General features: G+C 64.1%; 16 protein-coding genes. 12 read left to right on the top strand and 4 right to left on the bottom strand.

From position 1 onward, the window contains the following. Positions 1–35: 35 nt before the first annotated feature. From LB525_RS26160 to LB525_RS26130, 7 genes are all read left to right on the top strand, one after another. Entirely contained in the window at positions 36–635 is a 600-nt protein-coding gene (locus tag LB525_RS26160) for a DUF922 domain-containing Zn-dependent protease (protein WP_224548950.1), read from the top strand. 454 nt (positions 636–1089) lie between these two features. After that, positions 1090–2166: an ABC transporter ATP-binding protein gene (locus tag LB525_RS26155; RefSeq protein ID WP_224548948.1), complete on the top strand. Its 1077-nt coding sequence runs from the start codon at positions 1090–1092 to the stop codon at positions 2164–2166. Positions 2167–2202: 36 nt separating this feature from the next. Continuing rightward, on the top strand, positions 2203–3528 hold the full coding sequence (locus tag LB525_RS26150) for an ABC transporter substrate-binding protein (protein ID WP_095768332.1): 1326 nt from the start codon (positions 2203–2205) through the stop codon (positions 3526–3528). Between the two features lie 185 nt (positions 3529–3713). Further along, complete coding sequence (locus LB525_RS26145) at positions 3714–4565, top strand: carbohydrate ABC transporter permease (protein ID WP_411909051.1); 852 nt, start codon at positions 3714–3716, stop codon at positions 4563–4565. A gap of 1 nt (position 4566) precedes the next feature. Beyond that, positions 4567–5460 carry a carbohydrate ABC transporter permease gene (locus tag LB525_RS26140; RefSeq protein WP_224529496.1) on the top strand — a complete coding sequence of 298 codons (894 nt, stop codon included), beginning with the start codon at positions 4567–4569 and terminating at the stop codon, positions 5458–5460. Positions 5461–5745: 285 nt separating this feature from the next. Then, positions 5746–5979: a hypothetical protein gene (locus LB525_RS26135; RefSeq protein WP_224548946.1), complete on the top strand. Its 234-nt coding sequence runs from the start codon at positions 5746–5748 to the stop codon at positions 5977–5979. Positions 5980–6042: 63 nt separating this feature from the next. After that, complete coding sequence (locus tag LB525_RS26130; RefSeq protein WP_224548934.1) at positions 6043–7581, top strand: winged helix-turn-helix domain-containing tetratricopeptide repeat protein; 1539 nt, start codon at positions 6043–6045, stop codon at positions 7579–7581. On the opposite strand, the gene LB525_RS26125 is transcribed toward LB525_RS26130, so the two are convergent. Continuing rightward, the gene (locus tag LB525_RS26125; protein WP_224548932.1) at positions 7571–7990 is read right to left on the bottom strand and encodes a VOC family protein; all 420 of its coding nucleotides are present in this window, start codon (positions 7988–7990) and stop codon (positions 7571–7573) included. The two genes, LB525_RS26130 and LB525_RS26125, sit on opposite strands and share 11 nt — an antisense overlap. A 260-nt stretch (positions 7991–8250) precedes the next feature. On the opposite strand from LB525_RS26125, the gene LB525_RS26120 reads away from it, so the two are divergent. Then, positions 8251–9459, top strand: coding sequence for an MFS transporter (locus LB525_RS26120; protein ID WP_224548930.1), 1209 nt, complete (start codon positions 8251–8253; stop codon positions 9457–9459). Between the two features lie 47 nt (positions 9460–9506). On the opposite strand, the gene LB525_RS26115 is transcribed toward LB525_RS26120, so the two are convergent. Then, positions 9507–11738: a cation:proton antiporter gene (locus LB525_RS26115; RefSeq protein ID WP_224549005.1), complete on the bottom strand. Its 2232-nt coding sequence runs from the start codon at positions 11736–11738 to the stop codon at positions 9507–9509. Positions 11739–12128: 390 nt separating this feature from the next. Between LB525_RS26115 and LB525_RS26110 the strand changes: the two genes are divergently transcribed. Both LB525_RS26110 and LB525_RS26105 read left to right on the top strand, forming a co-directional pair. Continuing rightward, positions 12129–12347, top strand: coding sequence for a hypothetical protein (locus LB525_RS26110; protein ID WP_224548928.1), 219 nt, complete (start codon positions 12129–12131; stop codon positions 12345–12347). Positions 12348–12450: 103 nt separating this feature from the next. Continuing rightward, positions 12451–13233, top strand: coding sequence for a DUF2270 domain-containing protein (locus LB525_RS26105; protein ID WP_224548926.1), 783 nt, complete (start codon positions 12451–12453; stop codon positions 13231–13233). A 94-nt stretch (positions 13234–13327) separates the two neighbouring features. On the opposite strand, the gene LB525_RS26100 is transcribed toward LB525_RS26105, so the two are convergent. Both LB525_RS26100 and LB525_RS26095 read right to left on the bottom strand, forming a co-directional pair. After that, complete coding sequence (locus tag LB525_RS26100; protein ID WP_224548923.1) at positions 13328–13927, bottom strand: sulfotransferase family protein; 600 nt, start codon at positions 13925–13927, stop codon at positions 13328–13330. Positions 13928–13949: 22 nt separating this feature from the next. Beyond that, complete coding sequence (locus LB525_RS26095; RefSeq protein WP_224529514.1) at positions 13950–14849, bottom strand: VOC family protein; 900 nt, start codon at positions 14847–14849, stop codon at positions 13950–13952. 145 nt (positions 14850–14994) lie between these two features. Between LB525_RS26095 and LB525_RS26090 the strand changes: the two genes are divergently transcribed. Next, entirely contained in the window at positions 14995–15294 is a 300-nt protein-coding gene (locus tag LB525_RS26090; RefSeq protein ID WP_095768322.1) for a hypothetical protein, read from the top strand. A gap of 549 nt (positions 15295–15843) precedes the next feature. Beyond that, on the top strand, positions 15844–17439 hold the full coding sequence (locus LB525_RS26085; RefSeq protein ID WP_224548921.1) for an alpha/beta fold hydrolase: 1596 nt from the start codon (positions 15844–15846) through the stop codon (positions 17437–17439). Positions 17440–17493: the final 54 nt, after the last annotated feature.

Genomic DNA, 17493 nt, shown 5'->3' with positions numbered 1-17493 from the left:
TTCTACCAAACGAGGCCCAATGCTATGGCTCGCCCATGAAGCCCGCCCTCCTCCTCGCCGCCCTGCTTTCGTCCACGCCGGCGCTCGCCGATTGGAAACCTATCGAGAAAATCGAGACTTATGCCGTCTCGGGCGACAGCGCGGAGCAGCTCTATCTCTCGATCGGCAAGAAAGGCCCGGTGATCGGCAAGGATTCGGCCGGCAACGAACGGCGTGTCATCGCGCACACTTTCTTCAAGCTGACCTGGCAGCGCGACTACCAGCCGCAAGGCGGCGCCTGCGTGCTGAGGGCGGCGCGGCCGAAGCTGATCATCACCTATACGCTGCCCAAGCCGGCGGGGAAACTTGGCTCAGCCTTGCAAACGCGCTGGGACGCCTTCGCCGCCGGGCTGATCGCGCATGAGAAGGTGCATGGCGCCGGCATCGTCGACATGGTGGACAAGATCGTCGCCTTCAGCACCGGCCTCACAGCCCAGAACGATCCCGGCTGCAAGAAGGTCCGGGCCGAGCTGACGGCCTATCTCGACCAGCTCTCCAAGGCGCAGCGCCAGGGCAGCCGCGATTTCGACAAGATCGAGTTCGGGCAGGACGGCAACATGCTGAAGCTGATCGCGGCGTTTCTGGGCGGAGGCTGAGAACGAAGGCAAGAGCGGCAGCGACAGCCCCGCTCCCTGCGCCATGGCGGAAGTAATGCGCGCGTCCTGGATGGATAACGACCAATCCCGTTGGCGACGTAAATCAGCAGGATTCGGCTTTTCTCGGACACGCTGAAATCTATTACATTAACGATTCCTAATATCCATCGGTGGCGTTTGAAGATCAATCGGCCGCCCTCCGGCGACTGGCTGGATCCACTTCGCTTCAGCGCAGCCTTCGCTCAAACTGTCTTCGACGATGGTAGTAAGCAAGGCGCGCCGCCGCTTTACAGGTGGATGTGGTAGCGCTACCGTTTCACAGTCGCGTGACCTGGGGGGAGCTGGGGCAAACGTCGCCGACGCCAGTGGTGGGTGCTTGCCGGCATCCGTTTCAGCCACACCTTGATTGGAACGGCTCCCCGCGAGATTCGCAGGGACCATCGGGAGGAGTTCGATGGCGTCTGTCGCGATTGGCGATGTCTACAAATCGTTCGGGGCCACCCAGATCCTGCATGGCGTCAGCGTCGACATAGACGACGGCGAGTTCGTCACGCTGGTGGGGCCCTCAGGCTGCGGAAAATCGACCCTTCTCAGGATGATCGCCGGCCTGGAAAAGATTTCGCGCGGCCATATCTCGATCGGCAGCCGTATCGTCAACGACGTTGCGCCGAAGGAGCGCGACGTCGCCATGGTCTTCCAGAACTACGCGCTCTATCCGCATATGACGGTTGCCGAGAACATGGCGTTCTCGCTCATGCTCAAGGGTGTCCCGAAGGCTGAAAGCGATGCCGGGGTGAAGCGGGCGGCCGAAATCCTCGGGCTGGTGCCGCTTCTGTCGCGCTATCCCCGCCAGCTTTCGGGCGGCCAGCGCCAGCGCGTCGCGATGGGCCGGGCAATCGTGCGCAATCCGCAGGTGTTCCTGTTCGACGAGCCGCTCAGCAATCTCGACGCCAAGCTGAGGGTGCAGATGCGGGCCGAAATCAAGGAACTGCACCAGCGGCTGAAGACCACGACGGTCTATGTCACCCACGACCAGATCGAGGCTATGACCATGGCGGACAAGATCGTGGTCATGCATGACGGCCTCGTCGAGCAGATCGGACCGCCGCTCGAGCTCTACGACCGGCCAAACAACCTGTTCGTGGCAAGCTTTATCGGCTCGCCCGCCATGAACCTGCTCAAGGGCGCATTCGCCAATGATGGCCCACCGTCGTTCAGGGGTGCAGGAGGCATTTCCGTGCCTTTGCGGAAGCCTCCCTCCATCGGCAACGGCGAAGCCATGGTGCTCGGAGTACGACCCGAGCATCTGCGGCTGGCCGACGACGGCATTCCAGTCAAGGTGGCGGTGATCGAGCCGACCGGGTCGGAAGTGCAGATCATCGGCCGCACGGCCGGCGGGGAGGACATCGTCGCCAATTTCCGCGAGCGCCATTCCTTCGCGCCGGGAGAAACCATTCGGCTGTCGGTCGACCCCGGTCCGATCCACTTGTTCCACGGCGAGACCGGCAAGCGAATCGAGACGGCGCGATAAAACCAGGCAACGGCAGAGCAACAGGAGGAAACGAGTATGAAGTTCACCAGACGCGATGTAATCCGCACGACCGCAGCCGCGGCGGCCGGAGCCCTGGGCAGCCGCTTCGTCGGCTCGAGCGCATTCGCCCAGGAAGGCGTGACCTACAAGCCCGAGGAAGGCGCCAAGCTCAGGCTGCTGCGCTGGTCGCCCTTCGTGCAGGGCGACGAGGACCAGTGGCTGAAGAATACCAAGAGGTTCACCGAGGCGACGGGCGTGGAGGTGCGCGTCGACAAGGAAAGCTGGGAAGACATCCGTCCCAAGGCGGCGGTCGCCGCCAATGTCGGCTCCGGCCCCGACCTGATGTTCGTCTGGTTCGACGACCCGCACCAGTATCCCGACAAGCTGCTCGATGTGACGGAACTCGGTGATCATCTCGGCAAGAAGTATGGCGGCTGGTACGACGGCCCGAAACAATATGCGACGCGCGAGGGCAAGTTCATCGGCTTGCCGCTGGCCACCATCGGCAACGCCATCGTCTACCGCGAAAGCTGGGTCAAGGAGGCAGGCTTCTCCGAATTCCCAAAGGACACGGCCAGTTTCCTGGAACTTTGCAAGGCGTTGAAGGCGAAAGGCCATCCCGCCGGCTTCACCCATGGCCACGGCGTCGGCGACGGCAACAATTACGCGCATTGGCTGCTGTGGAGCCACGGCGGCCAGATGGTCGACGAAGCCGGCAAGGTAACGATCAACAGTCCGGAGACGCTCAAGGCGATCCAGTATGCGCAGGAGCTCTACAAGACCTTCATCCCCGGCACCGAAAGCTGGCTCGACGTCAACAACAACCGCGCATTCCTGGCTGGGGAAGTGAGCGTGATCGCCAACGGCATCTCAGCCTACAACACAGCAAAGATCAACAAGGACAAGGACCCGAAGCTGGCCGAGATCGCCAAGGACATCCGCACGACCAACATGCCGATCGGGCCGGTCGGCAAATCGGTCGAGCTTTTCCAGGTGACCACGGCCGTCATCTTCAATTACACGCCCTACCCCAATGCCGCCAAAGCCTATCTGCAGTTCATGTTTGAGGACCCGCAAATGTCCGACTGGATCACTTCGTCGGCGGGCTATTGCTGCCAAACGCTGAAAGCCTTCGACAACAACCCGGTTTGGAAGGCCGACCCCAACAATGCAGCCTACGCGAAAGCCTCGGCGACGCTGCGCCCCAACGGCTACGCCGGGCCGCTCGGCTATGCATCCGCCGCGACAATGGCTGACTACGTGCTGGTCGACATGTTCGCCAAGGCGGTGACGGGCCAGGCGACGCCGCAGGAAGCGATGGAGGAGGCCGAAAAACGCGCCAATCGCTACTACCGCGTCTGATCCTGGCGCAGTTTGAAGCAGGATGACCGCGCTTTGCGGCTTACTCGAGCCAAGCGCGGTCAGCCACAGTTCCACCCGCATAACAAGGAGCCCGCGCCATGGCCGTGCCGTCCGTTGCCGTTCAGACGCGCCCGTCGATCCGTTCGAGGCTCGCCGAGAGCAGGAACGCTCTCGGCTTCGGCTTCATGCTGCCGGCGGCGGCGCTGCTCCTGGTCTTTCTCACCTATCCGCTCGGGCTCGGTGTCTGGCTCGGCTTCACGGACACGCGCATCGGCCGGCCGGGCATCTTCATCGGCGTCGAGAACTACGAATATCTGTGGAGCGACAGCGTCTTCTGGCTCTCGGTATTCAACACGCTGCTCTACACGGTCAGCGCTTCGATCCTAAAATTCGTGCTCGGCCTCTGGCTGGCTCTCATCCTCAACGAGAAGCTGCCCTTTAAGTCATTCTTCCGCGCCGTCGTGCTGCTGCCCTGGGTCGTACCGACGGTGCTGTCGGCCATCGCCTTCTGGTGGATCTACGACTCGCAGTTTTCGATCCTGTCCTGGGCGTTGCAGCAGATGGGCCTGATCGACCACCGCATCAATTTTCTCGGTGACCCGACCAATGCGCGCGCCTCGGTCATCGCGGCCAATGTGTGGCGCGGCATTCCCTTTGTCGCCATCACGCTGCTTGCCGGTCTGCAGACCATTCCGCAATCGCTCTACGAGGCCGCTACGCTCGACGGCGCCAGCCGCTGGCAGCTGTTCCGCTACGTGACCCTGCCGTTGCTGACGCCGATCATAGCCATCACGATGACGTTTTCGGTTCTGTTCACCTTCACCGATTTCCAGCTGATCTACGTGCTGACCCGCGGCGGGCCGGTGAACGCCACGCATCTGATGGCGACATTGTCCTTCCAGCGCGGTATTGCGGGCGGCCAACTGGGCGAAGGCGCGGCAATCGCGGTTGCCATGATTCCTTTCCTGCTGGCCGCGATCCTGTTCAGCTATTTCGGGCTGCAACGGCGCAGATGGCAGCAAGGCGGCGGAGACTGACATGGCCGCGATCAAGGAAGTCGAGCGCCTGGAGACCGACGAAGGCGGCATGGGATACCTGCAAAGCCTTCCGCGGCGTGTGGTGACGGTCTATCTGCCGCTGCTGGTGTTCCTGATCGTGCTCCTGTTTCCGTTCTACTGGATGACGATCACGGCGATTAAGCCCAATCTCGAGATGACCGACTATGTGAACTACAATCCGCTCTGGGTCGTGCATCCGACGCTGGAGCACATCCGTTATTTACTCTTCGAGACCTCCTATCCAGGTTGGTTGCTCAACACGATCATCATCTCGACCGCCGCAACTTTCCTGTCGCTGGCGGCTGCCGTGCTTGCCGCCTACGCGATCGAGCGGCTGAGGTTTTCGGGCGCGCGGCAGGTTGGCCTTGCCGTCTTCCTCGCCTATCTCGTGCCGCCCTCTATCCTGTTCATTCCGCTATCGGTGATGGTGTTCAATCTCGGTCTTTACGACACGCCGTTCGCGCTGATCCTCACCTATCCGACCTTCCTCATCCCGTTCTGCACCTGGCTTCTGATGGGCTACTTCCGCTCGATCCCCTTCGAGTTGGAGGAATGCGCGCTCATCGATGGCGCGAGCCGCTGGCAGATCCTCACCAAGATCGTGCTGCCGCTGTCGGTTCCCGGCCTGATCTCGGCCGGCATCTTCGCTTTCACCTTGTCCTGGAATGAGTTCATCTATGCGCTGACCTTCATCCAGTCTTCGGAGAAGAAGACGGTGCCGGTCGGAGTGCTCACCGAACTCGTTCGCTCCGACGTCTATGAATGGGGCGCGCTCATGGCCGGCGCGCTGATCGGCTCGCTGCCGGTGGTGGTGCTCTATTCCTTTTTCGTCGAGCACTATGTTTCATCGATGACGGGCGCGGTGAAGGAATAGAAGCGCACCAACGCCTGCGTCGCCGCGTCGCGGATGGTGCGGACACGACGAGAGTTCCGCGTTAAGCCGCCCGCCAGATAGGCCATCGATGGCATCGCCCGACGCCAGACCATCGGCACGCCGAAAGTATCGGGTGTTTCGACGCGTCACAACCGACTTTGTCCGCCATCGTAAAGCGGCCGCGGCGATCGAATTCAGCAAAATATCAGCAGCCGTTCAGGACAAATAAGCTCGCCGCGGCAATGCTTGCGCTTCGATCACTGCGACGAGCACTGGAGGTTGGTCATGAACATCAACGCTGACGCGCCGTTCCCTCCCGCCCAGTTGGCGCGAGAGGAATTGCTTCGTTTCCTCTCGACCGGTTTCGCCGGCCCGTGCTTCGGCGAAAGCAACGAGGTGCTGAACTATCTCGAAAAGGCGGCATCCAGCGAGACATCGGCTGATCCGACCTTCGGACGCCCCCGGCCGCGGCTGCGCCTTCGCGGCATTGTCTCACGCTTGCACCTGTTTCCGGCTTGACCTCAGCCGCATTTGCCGTTCCCATGAACGGCGCGCAATGAGGCGCGGCGATGAGGCGGCGGGTTGGCGCTACGGATCGGCGGCGCGGTTCTGGATCTTGACCGGGGTACGCTCCGGCGCGACGGCGAGATTGTGCCCGTCCGGCCAAAAACTCTCGAGTTGCTCGCCTTCCTGACGCGCAATCCCGGACGGGTGCTGAGCAAGGACGAGCTGTTGCAGGCAGTCTGGCCGGGCGTCATCGTCACCGAGGACTCGCTCACCCAATCGATCCGCGACGCGCGCAAATCCATTGGCGACGAGGCGCAGGCGCTGATCCGCACGGTACCGCGGCGAGGCTACCTGTTCCAGCCGGAGATCGAGGCGGCACCAGCGCCCGTCGGCGCCATGCCTGCTGCCCGGGCGGAGCCGATGGTGGCTATTTTGCCGTTCCAGGTCGATCCGGTCGACGGCACTGCCAAGGCATTGTTCGACGGCGCGGTCGAGGAGATCACCAATGCGCTCTCCTACTTCAAGACTGTCGCCGTGCTGGCGCGTCATTCCGCTTTCGCTTTGGCCGAGCATTCGCGCGAGGACATCCGGGCGACCGCCGTGCGCTTCGGAGCCGACTACCTCGCCGAGGGCAGCGTCGGGACTTCCGAAGCGGAATACAGCGCACGCGTGGTGCTTACCGAGACGACGTCCGGGCGACGCGTCTGGGGCCAGAGCTTCACCTTCGCCAAAGGCGAGATCTTCACGTTCCAGACGATGGTGGCGCAACGCATCGTGACGGCCCTGGTTACCAATATCGAAAGCGCAGTGATGCGGCGCGGCCTACCCGCAGCCGCGGCCAATGTCGAAGCCTATCTGCATTTCCTGCGGGGGAAGGAGCTGCTGCGCAGCTACGGCGAACGGGTCAACCAGGATGCGCGCGAGCATTTCCTCAAGGCGATCGAGCTTGATCCGCAATCAGGGCTGGCACATGCCTATCTTGCCCTCGCCGAAGTGATTATCGGCGGCTATAACGACGCGCCGCGCGCCGCGCTCGACCAGGCGCGCGACCGTGCGCTGCATGCGATCGCGCTCAGCCCGGACGAGGCGCGCTGCCACCGCATGCTGGCGCTGACGCTTCTCTATCGCGGGCGCGACGAATACGACGCAGTCGAGAAGCACTTCGCCCGCGCGCTTGATCTCAACCCTTACGATGCGGACACGCTCGCCCAAACCGGCTTCTTCCGGGCGCTGCGTGGCGACGGCGAGGCCGGGCTGGCCCTGCTCGACAAGGCCATCCAGCTCAATCCGATGCATCCGACCTGGTACTATTACGATCGGGGCGAAGCGCTGCTGATCCTCGGGCGCTACCGCGAAGCGGCTGCGTCCTTCTCATGCCTGCCCCGCAAGAGCGCCTGGCAATGGGCGAGACTGGCAACGTGCCACGCCCTGGCCGGTGATGCCGGGAAGGCGCTGGCCTGCGTGCGTGAAGGACGCGCCCTCGAGCCCGGCCTCACCATCGCGCAAATCATCGAGGAAACGCGCATCGAGCGATCCGAGGACCGCGAAAGAATACGCGAGGGTCTCGAGCTGGCAGGCTGGGACAGCGACGGCCCGCTGCTCGCTAAAAACTGATCTCCACCGCGGCGGCACTTCGCTTCGCCTGGCCATGAAACACCGCCTCGATGTTGTTGCCGTCGGGATCGAGCAGGAAGCAGGCATAGTAGCCGGGGTGGTAGGGGCGCTCGCCCGGCGCGCCATTGTCCTTGCCGCCGGCGGCGAGCCCGGCCTGGTAGAAGGCGTCGACCATGGCGCGGTCCTTCGCCTGGAAGGCGAGATGGTGACGGCCGGTGAGCACGCCTTGGGCGGAACGGCTGTCGGGGGTCGAGACGAACAGCTCGTCGGCCCAGAAATGGTCCTCAGCGCCGCCGCCGATCGGGATGCCCAGCACTTCGAACAGGCTGCTGTAGAAGCGCCGGCTGGCCTCGATGTCGCGCACCACCAGGTGAAGGTGATCGATGAGCCGGCCGCGATAGAGTTCCATGGGATGCTCCTGGTTGAGAGGGTAAATCTAGATGGGACGGGTGTGCGGTCAATGACGGGTACTGCCGGCTGCTGACACTTCAGCCACTCGCGGGACAGCGGCTGGGACAACGAAATCGGCCCTCAAAAAAAATCCGGATAAAAAATGCAACCAGATTGTAGGATCGGCCTTCGCTCCGGCGTCCTTCGGACGCAAGCGGCCCGGTGGACTGGAAAAACCGTGCCGCATCAAACAGGATGCCTTATGGCATGGAGAAAACCATGAACCATTCTTATCGTTGGGTCATCGTCGCGGCCGGCGCGCTGATGACCTGCGTGGCGCTCGGCGCCATGTTTTCGCTGGCGATCTTTCTGGAGCCGATGTCGCTCGACACGAACTGGTCGCGCACCGGCATTTCCAGCGCCATGACCTTGAATTTCCTGGTGATGGGTCTGGGCGGCTTCGCCTGGGGCGCGATCTATGACCGGGTCGGCGCCAGGCCCGTGGTGCTTGCGGGCGCGGTGCTGCTTGGACTGTCGCTGGTCGTGGCGAGCCGGGCGACCTCGCTGCTGGTCTTCCAGCTCAGCTACGGTGTCATCGTCGGGCTGGCGGCCAGCGCCTTCTTCGCGCCGATGATCGCGCTCACCACCGCCTGGTTCGACACCAACCGAAGCCTTGCCGTCTCGCTGGTCTCGGCCGGCATGGGCGTCGCGCCGATGACGATCTCGCCCTTCGCCCGCTGGCTGATCACGGCCTATGACTGGCGCACCGCCATGTTCGACATCGGCGTCATGGCCTGGGTGCTCTTGTTGCCCGCCGTCTTGCTGGTGCGCCAGCCACCGGCGGCGGTCGCAGCCAGCGACGGCACGCCGGCGCCCGTCACCGACGATCCCGGCATGAGCGTCGGCCAGGCGCTGCGCTCGCCGCAATTCATCGTGCTGGGCCTCACCTTCTTCGCCTGCTGCGCGGCGCATTCGGGCCCGATCTTCCACATGGTGAGCTATGCCATGTCCTGCGGCGTGGCGCCGATGGCGGCCGTGACGATCTATAGCGTCGAGGGGCTGGCCGGCCTTGGCGGGCGCGTGCTCTACGGCGTGCTCGGCGACCGGCTGGGCGTCAAGCCTGTGCTGGTCGCCGGGCTTGCTATCCAAGGCCTGGTGATCGCAGCTTATCTCACCGTCGGCCAGATCGAGCAGTTTTACCTTCTGGCCGTCATCTTCGGCGCCACCTATGGCGGCGTGATGCCGCTTTACGCGGTGCTGGCGCGCGAATATTTCGGCCTGCGCATCATCGGCACCGTCCTCGGCGCGGCCACGATGCTCTCCAGCCTCGGCATGTCGCTCGGGCCGCTCGCCGGCGGCATGATCTACGACGCCACTGCCAGCTATCGCTGGCTGTTCATCGGCTCGGCGCTGATCGGGCTGGGCGCCGCCGGCATCGCGATTGCCTTCCCGCCGCAGCCGAGCCGGCAGAAACTGCAGATGGCTTGAGAACTGCTGATGGTCTCCCCCCTTGTGGGGGAGATTAGCCAGTCCTCTCACCCGGTCCCCGTGCCCGTGCGTACCGCCTCGCGGTCGCTCTCGTCGCGCTTCACCCGCTCGTCGGAGATCAGCACCACCGGGCATGGGCTGCGCTGCAGGACGGCCGTCGTCGTCTCGCCGAAGATCAGTTCCTCGCCCTGGCGCCGAGCCACGCCCATGACGATCAACGCCACGTTGCGGCCGGCCTGGCGGGCGATGGCGTCGGCGGCGGCGGCTCTGCTGCGGATCGCCGTCTCGATCTCGACGCCGTAGCGGTCGGCAAGCGCGACAATGTCCTTCAGCACGGCTTCCCTGCGGCGGTGGGAGACGGTGTCGCGAAGCTCGTCGCGGCCGGCCCGTGCGACATAGAGCGTCTTGACGGGCGCGCCGGTGACGGCGGCGACGGCCAAAGCCAACTCGGCGCCGCGCCGGGCAACGGCCGTGCCGTTGACCGGCACCAGTATCTTGCCCGATCGCGGGCCGAGCCGAGGCATCTGGCGGCCGGCGGTGGCCGGCTTCAACACCAGGCAGAGCGGCCCGTCGAAGGCGCCGGCGACCTCGTTCAGCCGATGCGAGAAGGCCCCTTTGGAAGTGACGGCGCGGCCGAGGCCGACGAGCAGCATGCCGTAGCCCTTGCGCGCCTCCTTGGTGACAGCTTCGGCCGAGAGCTCCTCATGCTGGCGGCGGGTGACCGGGGCCTCGCGCACCGGCGTCTCGTCGCCTTGCTTCGCCGCCTCACGGCTGTCTTCGGCGCCTTTCTCGATTTCCTCCAGATGCAACCCTTCGGTCGGTTCGGCATCGGTCTCGCCGCTCGAATGCAGCACCGTCATCGGCTTGCCGGCGCCGATGACGCCGGCGAGATAGGCGGCGAAGCGTCCGACGACGCCCTCGTCGACCACAACCAGCAGCCGCTCCAGATTGGCGACGAATCCGCGCTGGTCGATCTCCTCGCGCTCCAGTCTTTTCTGCTCGCCCTCGCCCATCGGCAGGCGGCGCAGCGCCCAGCGCAATGTCGGCGGCATGGCCAAGGTGGTGATGACCGCCATGGTGACGATCATGGTGAAGAGGTTGTGCGACAGCACGCCCATCGACAGGCCGATCGAGGCGACAATGACCTCCGTGGAACCGCGCGCGTTCATGCCGCAGCCCACCGCGACGCCCTCGGCGCGGCTCATGCCCGCGAACTCGGCGCCGATGAAGGCGCCGCCGAACTTGCCGATGCTGGCGATGATGACCAGCGCCACCGTCAGCAGCGCAAGCTGAGGATCGAGAAGCACAGTGAGGTCTGCGGATAGTCCGGCGACGCCGAAAAACACCGGCATGAAAAGGGCGGTGATGATGCCACGCAGCTGCCCTTCGATGTGGCGCGACAGGATTGGCGACTCGCCGACCAAGATGCCTGCGACGAAGGCGCCGAGCACGGTGTGCACGCCGATCAGATCGGTGATCAAGGCCATGGCGCCCATGATGGCGAGGATGACGGTGACGACCGCATATTCGGAGCGGAAAGTGTCGTTGGTCCAGCGGATGGCGTCGAAGACGATGCGGCGCCCGAGCGTGAAGGAAAACGCCATGAAGAGGGCGACGCCGGCAACCGTGAAGGCCAGGTTGCCGATCTGGATCCGCCCCTGGGTGGCGATGCCGATGGTGATGGCGATGATCACCCAGCCGATCGTGTCCTCGATGATGGCCGACGAGACGATGATCTGGCCGAGGTCGCGGCGCATGAAGTTCATCTCGCGCACCACCATGGCGACGATCTTGACCGAGGAGATGGAGAGCGCGGTGCCGAGGAACAGCCCGGCGACGATTCGTTCGCTGCCTGCGGCAAGCAGCGTGGCCGGCATGAACTGGGCGGCGACGAAGCCGAGCGCGAAGGGCACCGCCACGCCGGCGGCCGAAATGGAAAAACAGGCGCGGCCGACGCGGCGCACGAGCCGCAGATCCGTTTCCATGCCGGTGAGCAGGAGCAGCATCAACACGCCCAGCTGGGCGATGGCGTTAATCATCGACTTTTGCGAGGCGTCACCGGCAAAGACCAGCCGCTCGGCCGCCGGCCAGACCCAGCCAAGCAGCGAAGGCCCAAGCAGGATGCCGCCGATCAGCTGTCCCATCACCGCCGGCTGGCCCAGTATTTCCAGAACCTCGCCGATGCCGCGACCGACGACAAGGAGCAGGATGAGTTCGGCGACGAAAATGCCTTCCGAGGACATGCCGGTCTTCTCGGCGGCGAAGGCGACGACGGGCATCAGCAGAAGTGCAGCGGCGGCTAACACGACCGACCGGCGCCGATTGAGTATTTTGGACAAGCTGTCTCCCCTCGATTTCGCGTCATAACGGTTTGCCCGGTGGTTCGGTTGCACGGCGTCGGAGCTGCCAATCTCCCCCCTCGTGGGGGAGATGTCCGGCAGGACAGAGGGGGGCGCGAAGGAACGCGGCTTCACAGCCAGAAGCGTTAACATCTGCAGGTCCGGCGTGCGACATGCAGCAAGACGGCGCCCCTCTGCCCTCCACAAGGGGGAGATCAGCAGTTCGGGCGCCGTTTCCTACAATTCTAATCAAATGCCGCCGCGGATTTTTGCTTCCCGGTAAAGCGACTCGGCGATGTTCGCGCCGTGGCGGGCAATAAGGAGAAGCTAATGAAAAGCGACTTTGCCGCCGCCCACCTGCACCTCGACCGGGCCTGCCACTACCTGCGCGGCGACGATGAAACGAGCCGCGCGGCGCTTGCGGCGCTCGACCTTGTGATCGAGGCAGTGGCGGCAGCCCAGCATGCCAGGCCGATGGCCGATGTGCTGCCCTTTCCACGGCGCGCGAATGGTGGTGTCCCCCGCTTGCAACCTGACTTATCTGCCTGAAAAGGCGGGAACATTCCGGCCGGCCGCACGTTGAAGCGACAGGGGTGTGGCCGGTCGATGTCAAGGCGAGGACCGGCCATGGCGGTGGGAGGCGCCCGGCAGAATGTCCCAGACGAATGCCGCAAAATCCACAGATGCAGCTGTGGCAAGGCCGACAGAGACAGCTGCGCCGGCAAGATCCACCGAGAAGGCCGCGCCGCCGCGCGCTTCCGACACGCTGGCGCTGAAGCTCAGCTCCCCTGAATTCACCACGACGCTGTCGCATTTCCATCGCGCCGAGATCGCGCGCATGGCGGGCTGGCGCGACCGGCTCGACCGCACCAGCAACTGGGCGATCACGGTGGTGGCGGCGATGCTGTCGGTATCGCTGTCGACGCCCAGCGCGCATCATGGCGTCCTTTTGTTCGCCATGCTCCTGATCACGCTGCTGTTGTGGATCGAGGCGAGGCGCTACCGCTTCTTCGACGTCTACCGCGCCCGTGTGCGGCAATTCGAGCGCTACTACTTCGCGCAGATCTTTTCGCCGCAGCCGGACTATGCTTCCAACTGGCTCGCGATCCTCGGCGAAGGCCTGCGCTCGCCGCGTTTCCTGATCACGCAGCGCGCGGCGCTGATCCGCCGGCTGCGCCGCAACTACATCTTCATGTACACGATCCTGCTGCTTGCCTGGATCCTGAAGATCACCACGCCGAGCCTGTCGCGCGAAGGCTCTCCCCTCGGCTTCGGCGCCTCGCTCGTCGACACGTTCCGGGTGGCGACGCTCGGCCCAATCCCCGGCGTCGTCGTCGTGTGCGGCGTGGCCGGCTGCTACCTCGCGCTGCTCGCCGCGGCGTTCCTGGTCCGCGCCGATGACGGCGAGCTGTCCTTCGGCGACGTGCATGTGTGAGGGAGGGGAGTAGTGAGTAGGGAGTAAGTTTGCGATGGGAGTTCGCGGCGTCTACGTGGCCTGAGACTCTTGACCTACTCCCCTACTCCCTCACCTACAGCGACAGCGCCGTCCGAAACTCCTGGGTCGAATTGCGGGCGGGATAAGGCTCTTCCGGCACGGGAACGCCTAGATGGGCGCAAAGCGGGGGCCAGCCGTCGCCGAGCTTGTGGACCAGCAGACGTTCGGCCGGCACGGTACTCAGCACCGCCTCGACATTGTCCCGATAGATCGCGATCGCGTGGGCGCGATCCTGCGGGCGGCCGTCAAAAGCCTGTTTCGAAATGAGCGAGATGCCGAGCGACTCCTGGTCCGTGCTGCCGACGATCGCCGGCAGGATGGTTTTTTCGAAACTCTCCCACCAGCTTTCAGGCGAGCGCCAGGTCAGGATGACGCGCGCCTGCGGATAGATTTCGATCAGCTCGCGCCAGTAATGCGCCGAGGGCCAGTCGACGCAGGATTTATAACCAGCAAAGAGCTTGTCCCAGTCGGGCGCGGCGCCCTTGGCCAGCGCCCGCCAGAGCAGCTTCTGCTCCTCATGCGCCATCACCTCCGACATATGATGGCAAGGGCCGAAACCCAGCATGGTCAGCGCCTCGCGCATCGAATCCGTCCCGGTCCGGCCGAAGCCGGTTCCAATCACCTTGAGCGACATTTCCCCTCCTCCTTCGTTGCGATCAATCTCCCTGGACCACGAGCCGCAGGCGGTTGCCTTCCGGATCGGCGGTCGAGATAATGCGACCGTCCCTTTTCACCGGTATGTCGGCCGCTTCGAGCCTGCGCTCCACGGCGGCGAGCTCCTGCGCGGAGCCAAGCTCGATGGTGAAATGGTCGAGGCCGGCTGCACCCGGCGGCGGCTCGCGCAGCTCGTCGCGCGCCCAGATGTTGAAGGCCACCATATGGGCGCGGCGCGCCGTGCCGCAGTCGAACATGCCGAAAGTCCGGGACTGGATATGCGGCCGGAAGCCGAGCACCCCGAGATAGAATTTCATCAGCATCTCGGGCGCGCGGGCGCGCAAATGGATGTGGCCGATAAAGGCTTCCTGCGCCATCTTCGGCTCGATATGGCCGGAATTGCCGAGGTCGCGCAGCAAGCCCGATACGTCCAGCGGCTCGAGCCCCGAATGCCCGCTGCCGTCGGTGGCAATCAGAGTCACGCGGCCATTGGGCGACACGTTGCGGCGCAGCAAGCGCTGCGGCGTGTCGAAGCAGATCTCGATGCCGTTACCGGAGGGGTCGGAGACATAAAGCGATTCCGAAACCAGGTGATCCTGGGCGCTGAACCGTAGGCCAGATGCCTTGAGGCGGGCGGCCGTATGCGCGAGATCGCGGCGGCTGGTGATATGGATGGCGACGTGGAAGAGATCGCGCGCCTTCTGCGGCAGCGGTGCCTCCGCGCCGGCATGGAGCACGATCAGCGTCCGGCCGCCGGCGCCAAGCTTCGCCATGGTGGCGTCCTCGCCAAGCAGCGCCAACCCAAGCGCGTCGCGCCAAACATTCAAGGCCGCCGGCACGTCGGTCACCTTGAGATGGACCGGCCCGAGACGGGTCACCGGAGACAGCAATCCATCATCCATCGTCGTCTGTCCGATTGCGGCCAATGACATATTAGCTGTGAATGAATTGCCTGTCGCGCTCCAAGTTCGGGTTGACCCCTTCCCGGCGGGCGGCGACTATTGCGACGGCCGGTTTTCTGGAATTGGTTCAGCAGGAGGAGATCGCATGGACGAGACCGAACAGTGGCGCAATATGGCGAGCGCGCCGCGGGACGGCAGCCGCATCCTGGTGACGGTGCGTTCCTCCGAGCAGGGACCGGCCGAGGTGGACATGGCCTACTGGTCGCGCGCCGACCAGTTCGGCGAGGAAGGCTGGCGGGCGTCGGACTCCTCGCCCGGCCGCATCGTCGAATATGCAGAACCGGAACTCAGATGCTGGATGCCGCTGCCGACCGCAGGACGCGGGACAATGCCCAGCCCGTGGGAGGGAGATGACGTGCCGCTGGTGGACGGGGAGGGAATTTAAGGTCAAGCCCGCCGTGGCTCGGAAGGCCGGCTTTCAAAGCCGAAAGGAGGCGGGTCCTCGCCCGGCATGCCGGCGAGAGAGCGCTGCACGGGCCGACGCTGCCACGGCAAAAAGCCTGCTCACGAGCATTGGTAGACTTATCCTGGGAGCACCGGGCAACCGTTGCGCTAACTGCTGCTCCAAGTACCGCGCCTGGGCGATGTCGTGACGAAAAATTGCGGGTAGGCCTTGGAGCCGGTAGAAACTGTCATCTTGCCGGAAGGGCCAGTCGGTCGGGCTGAATGGCAGCATTGAGGTTCTCCCACGTTTCAGGTTCGGCCAACTCTCTGGCGCGACCGTGATAAAGCTGGAGATGGCAGCGTGATCGAAACGTGAAAAAGACCGCTTGGGACAGATAGCGGTTGAATTACCAGGGGCGAAGCGAAAGAATTGCCATAATCGTGGCCGGGGCCGAACTCAATGAAAGGGCCTCATCTTTATCTTCTGGGCGGATTTGATCTCGCCGGTACTGGCGCGGCTGCTCCAACCTTGAGCCGCAAGGCACGGGCGATGATGGCCTATCTCGCGCTGCAAGCCGGACAGGCACAATCGCGCGAGAAGCTGGCCGCCCTGCTCTGGAGCCTGAATGGCGAAACCCAGGCCCGGATGAGCCTCAGGCAAGCCGTTTCGGCCATCCGAAAGGCCATGCATAAGTGCGGCAGCGGACGGTTTCTGACAGACGGCGCCAGTGTCGGCCTGTATCTCGACGAGATCGACTTCGATGTCGCCCGGTTCGAGACGCTTGCGACAGGATCCTCGCCCGAACACCTCGAGCAGGCACTCGTCGTCTACCGCGGCGACCTGCTCGACGGTCTTGGCGTGAAAGAGGAGCCGTTCGAAGATTGGCTTCGAATTGAACGCGAGCGCCTGAGAACGATCGCGGTTGCAGCGCTGGACAGGCTGGTGGCGCATTACAGCGCGTCGAACGACCTTTCATCCTGTGCGCGGACGGCTGCGCGACTGCTCGCAATGGAGCCTCTGCGCGAAGATATCCACCGGGCATTGATGAGGGCCTATGCCGCGCAGGGCCGCATCAACCTTGCTCTTAAACAGTATGAGCTCTGCCGTGAGGCGCTGGAGAGAGATCTTGGGCTGCAGCCAGAATTGGAGACGCGCCAACTGTACGAGGCTCTGCGGACACGCCGGATGAGTTCATCGCCTCACTCGACACGTCTGGTTGCGGCCGCCGCGCCGGCGGCCGGTTCGGGGGCAAATGCCGATGGGAGCCTTTCCGGCGGCGAGCCGATGCCGCCGACCACCCACTACGTCAAATCGGCAGGAATCAACATCGCCTATCAGGTGACCGGCGAAGGGCCGATTGACCTCATATACGTGCCCGGCTGGGTCTCCAATCTCGACCTTGCCTGGGGCTCGCCGCGCTTCGCGCATGTGCTCAAGCGGCTCGGCACCTTTTCACGCCTGATCCGATTCGACAAACGCGGCACCGGTCTATCCGACCGCAATGTCGGCCTGCCGACGCTGGAAGAGCGCATGGAGGATGTGCGTGCGGTGCTGGACGCAGTCGGCTCCACACGAGCGGTGCTGTTCGGCAGCTCGGAGGGCGGTCCGATGTGCATGCTTTTCGCCGCCACCTATCCCGAGCGTACGTCCGCGCTGGTGCTTAACGGAACCTACGCCAAGGGCACTTGGTCAAAAGAGTATCCGTGGGCCAGAACTGTGGCGCAGGTGGACGACGACGTAGCGGCCGTCGAGAGACAATGGGGCAAGCCAGCCGACATGAGCAACGCAGCGCCGAGCCTGACCGAAAACATGGTCGAACGCGAATGGTTCGCCGCCTATCTCAGGAATTCGGCCTCGCCCGCCGATGCAATCGCGCTCTGGCGCTGGGGTACCGAAGTCGACGTTCGCGACATCCTGCCGGCGATCCGCGTGCCGACGCTGATCGTGCAGAGGACGGGCGATCGCTGGGTGCGCCCAGAGGAAGGGCGTTACTTGGCAACCCACATCCAAGGCGCCAGATACGTCGAGCTGGCCGGCAGAGACCACGTGATCTGGGGTGAAGATTGCGACAGTCTGGTTGACGAGATACGAAGCTTCGTCACCGGATCGATATCCCGAAAGACCATCTCTGCGCTCACCGGATGAGCGGCGGCATGTCGTCGGCAGAACTGCTCATTTCCCCATCCGTGGGGAGATTGG

Source organism: Mesorhizobium sp. CA16 (genome assembly GCF_020165175.1).
Lineage (GTDB): Bacteria > Pseudomonadota > Alphaproteobacteria > Rhizobiales > Rhizobiaceae > Mesorhizobium.
This window is presented reverse-complemented; position numbering and strand designations above follow the sequence as displayed.

Excerpts from the sequence above, each read along its gene's own strand:
- LB525_RS26160 (WP_224548950.1), top strand. The coding sequence starts at position 36 with ATGAAGCCCGCCCTCCTCCTCGCCGCCCTGCTTTCGTCCACGCCGGCG.
- LB525_RS26155 (WP_224548948.1), top strand. The coding sequence starts at position 1,090 with ATGGCGTCTGTCGCGATTGGCGATGTCTACAAATCGTTCGGGGCCACC.
- LB525_RS26150 (WP_095768332.1), top strand. The coding sequence starts at position 2,203 with ATGAAGTTCACCAGACGCGATGTAATCCGCACGACCGCAGCCGCGGCG.
- LB525_RS26145 (WP_411909051.1), top strand. The coding sequence starts at position 3,714 with ATGCTGCCGGCGGCGGCGCTGCTCCTGGTCTTTCTCACCTATCCGCTC.
- LB525_RS26140 (WP_224529496.1), top strand. The coding sequence starts at position 4,567 with ATGGCCGCGATCAAGGAAGTCGAGCGCCTGGAGACCGACGAAGGCGGC.
- LB525_RS26135 (WP_224548946.1), top strand. The coding sequence starts at position 5,746 with ATGAACATCAACGCTGACGCGCCGTTCCCTCCCGCCCAGTTGGCGCGA.
- LB525_RS26125 (WP_224548932.1), bottom strand. The coding sequence starts at position 7,990 with ATGGAACTCTATCGCGGCCGGCTCATCGATCACCTTCACCTGGTGGTG.
- LB525_RS26120 (WP_224548930.1), top strand. The coding sequence starts at position 8,251 with ATGAACCATTCTTATCGTTGGGTCATCGTCGCGGCCGGCGCGCTGATG.
- LB525_RS26115 (WP_224549005.1), bottom strand. The coding sequence starts at position 11,738 with ATGCCCGTCGTCGCCTTCGCCGCCGAGAAGACCGGCATGTCCTCGGAA.
- LB525_RS26110 (WP_224548928.1), top strand. The coding sequence starts at position 12,129 with ATGAAAAGCGACTTTGCCGCCGCCCACCTGCACCTCGACCGGGCCTGC.
- LB525_RS26105 (WP_224548926.1), top strand. The coding sequence starts at position 12,451 with ATGTCCCAGACGAATGCCGCAAAATCCACAGATGCAGCTGTGGCAAGG.
- LB525_RS26100 (WP_224548923.1), bottom strand. The coding sequence starts at position 13,927 with ATGTCGCTCAAGGTGATTGGAACCGGCTTCGGCCGGACCGGGACGGAT.
- LB525_RS26095 (WP_224529514.1), bottom strand. The coding sequence starts at position 14,849 with ATGGATGATGGATTGCTGTCTCCGGTGACCCGTCTCGGGCCGGTCCAT.
- LB525_RS26090 (WP_095768322.1), top strand. The coding sequence starts at position 14,995 with ATGGACGAGACCGAACAGTGGCGCAATATGGCGAGCGCGCCGCGGGAC.
- LB525_RS26085 (WP_224548921.1), top strand. The coding sequence starts at position 15,844 with ATGATGGCCTATCTCGCGCTGCAAGCCGGACAGGCACAATCGCGCGAG.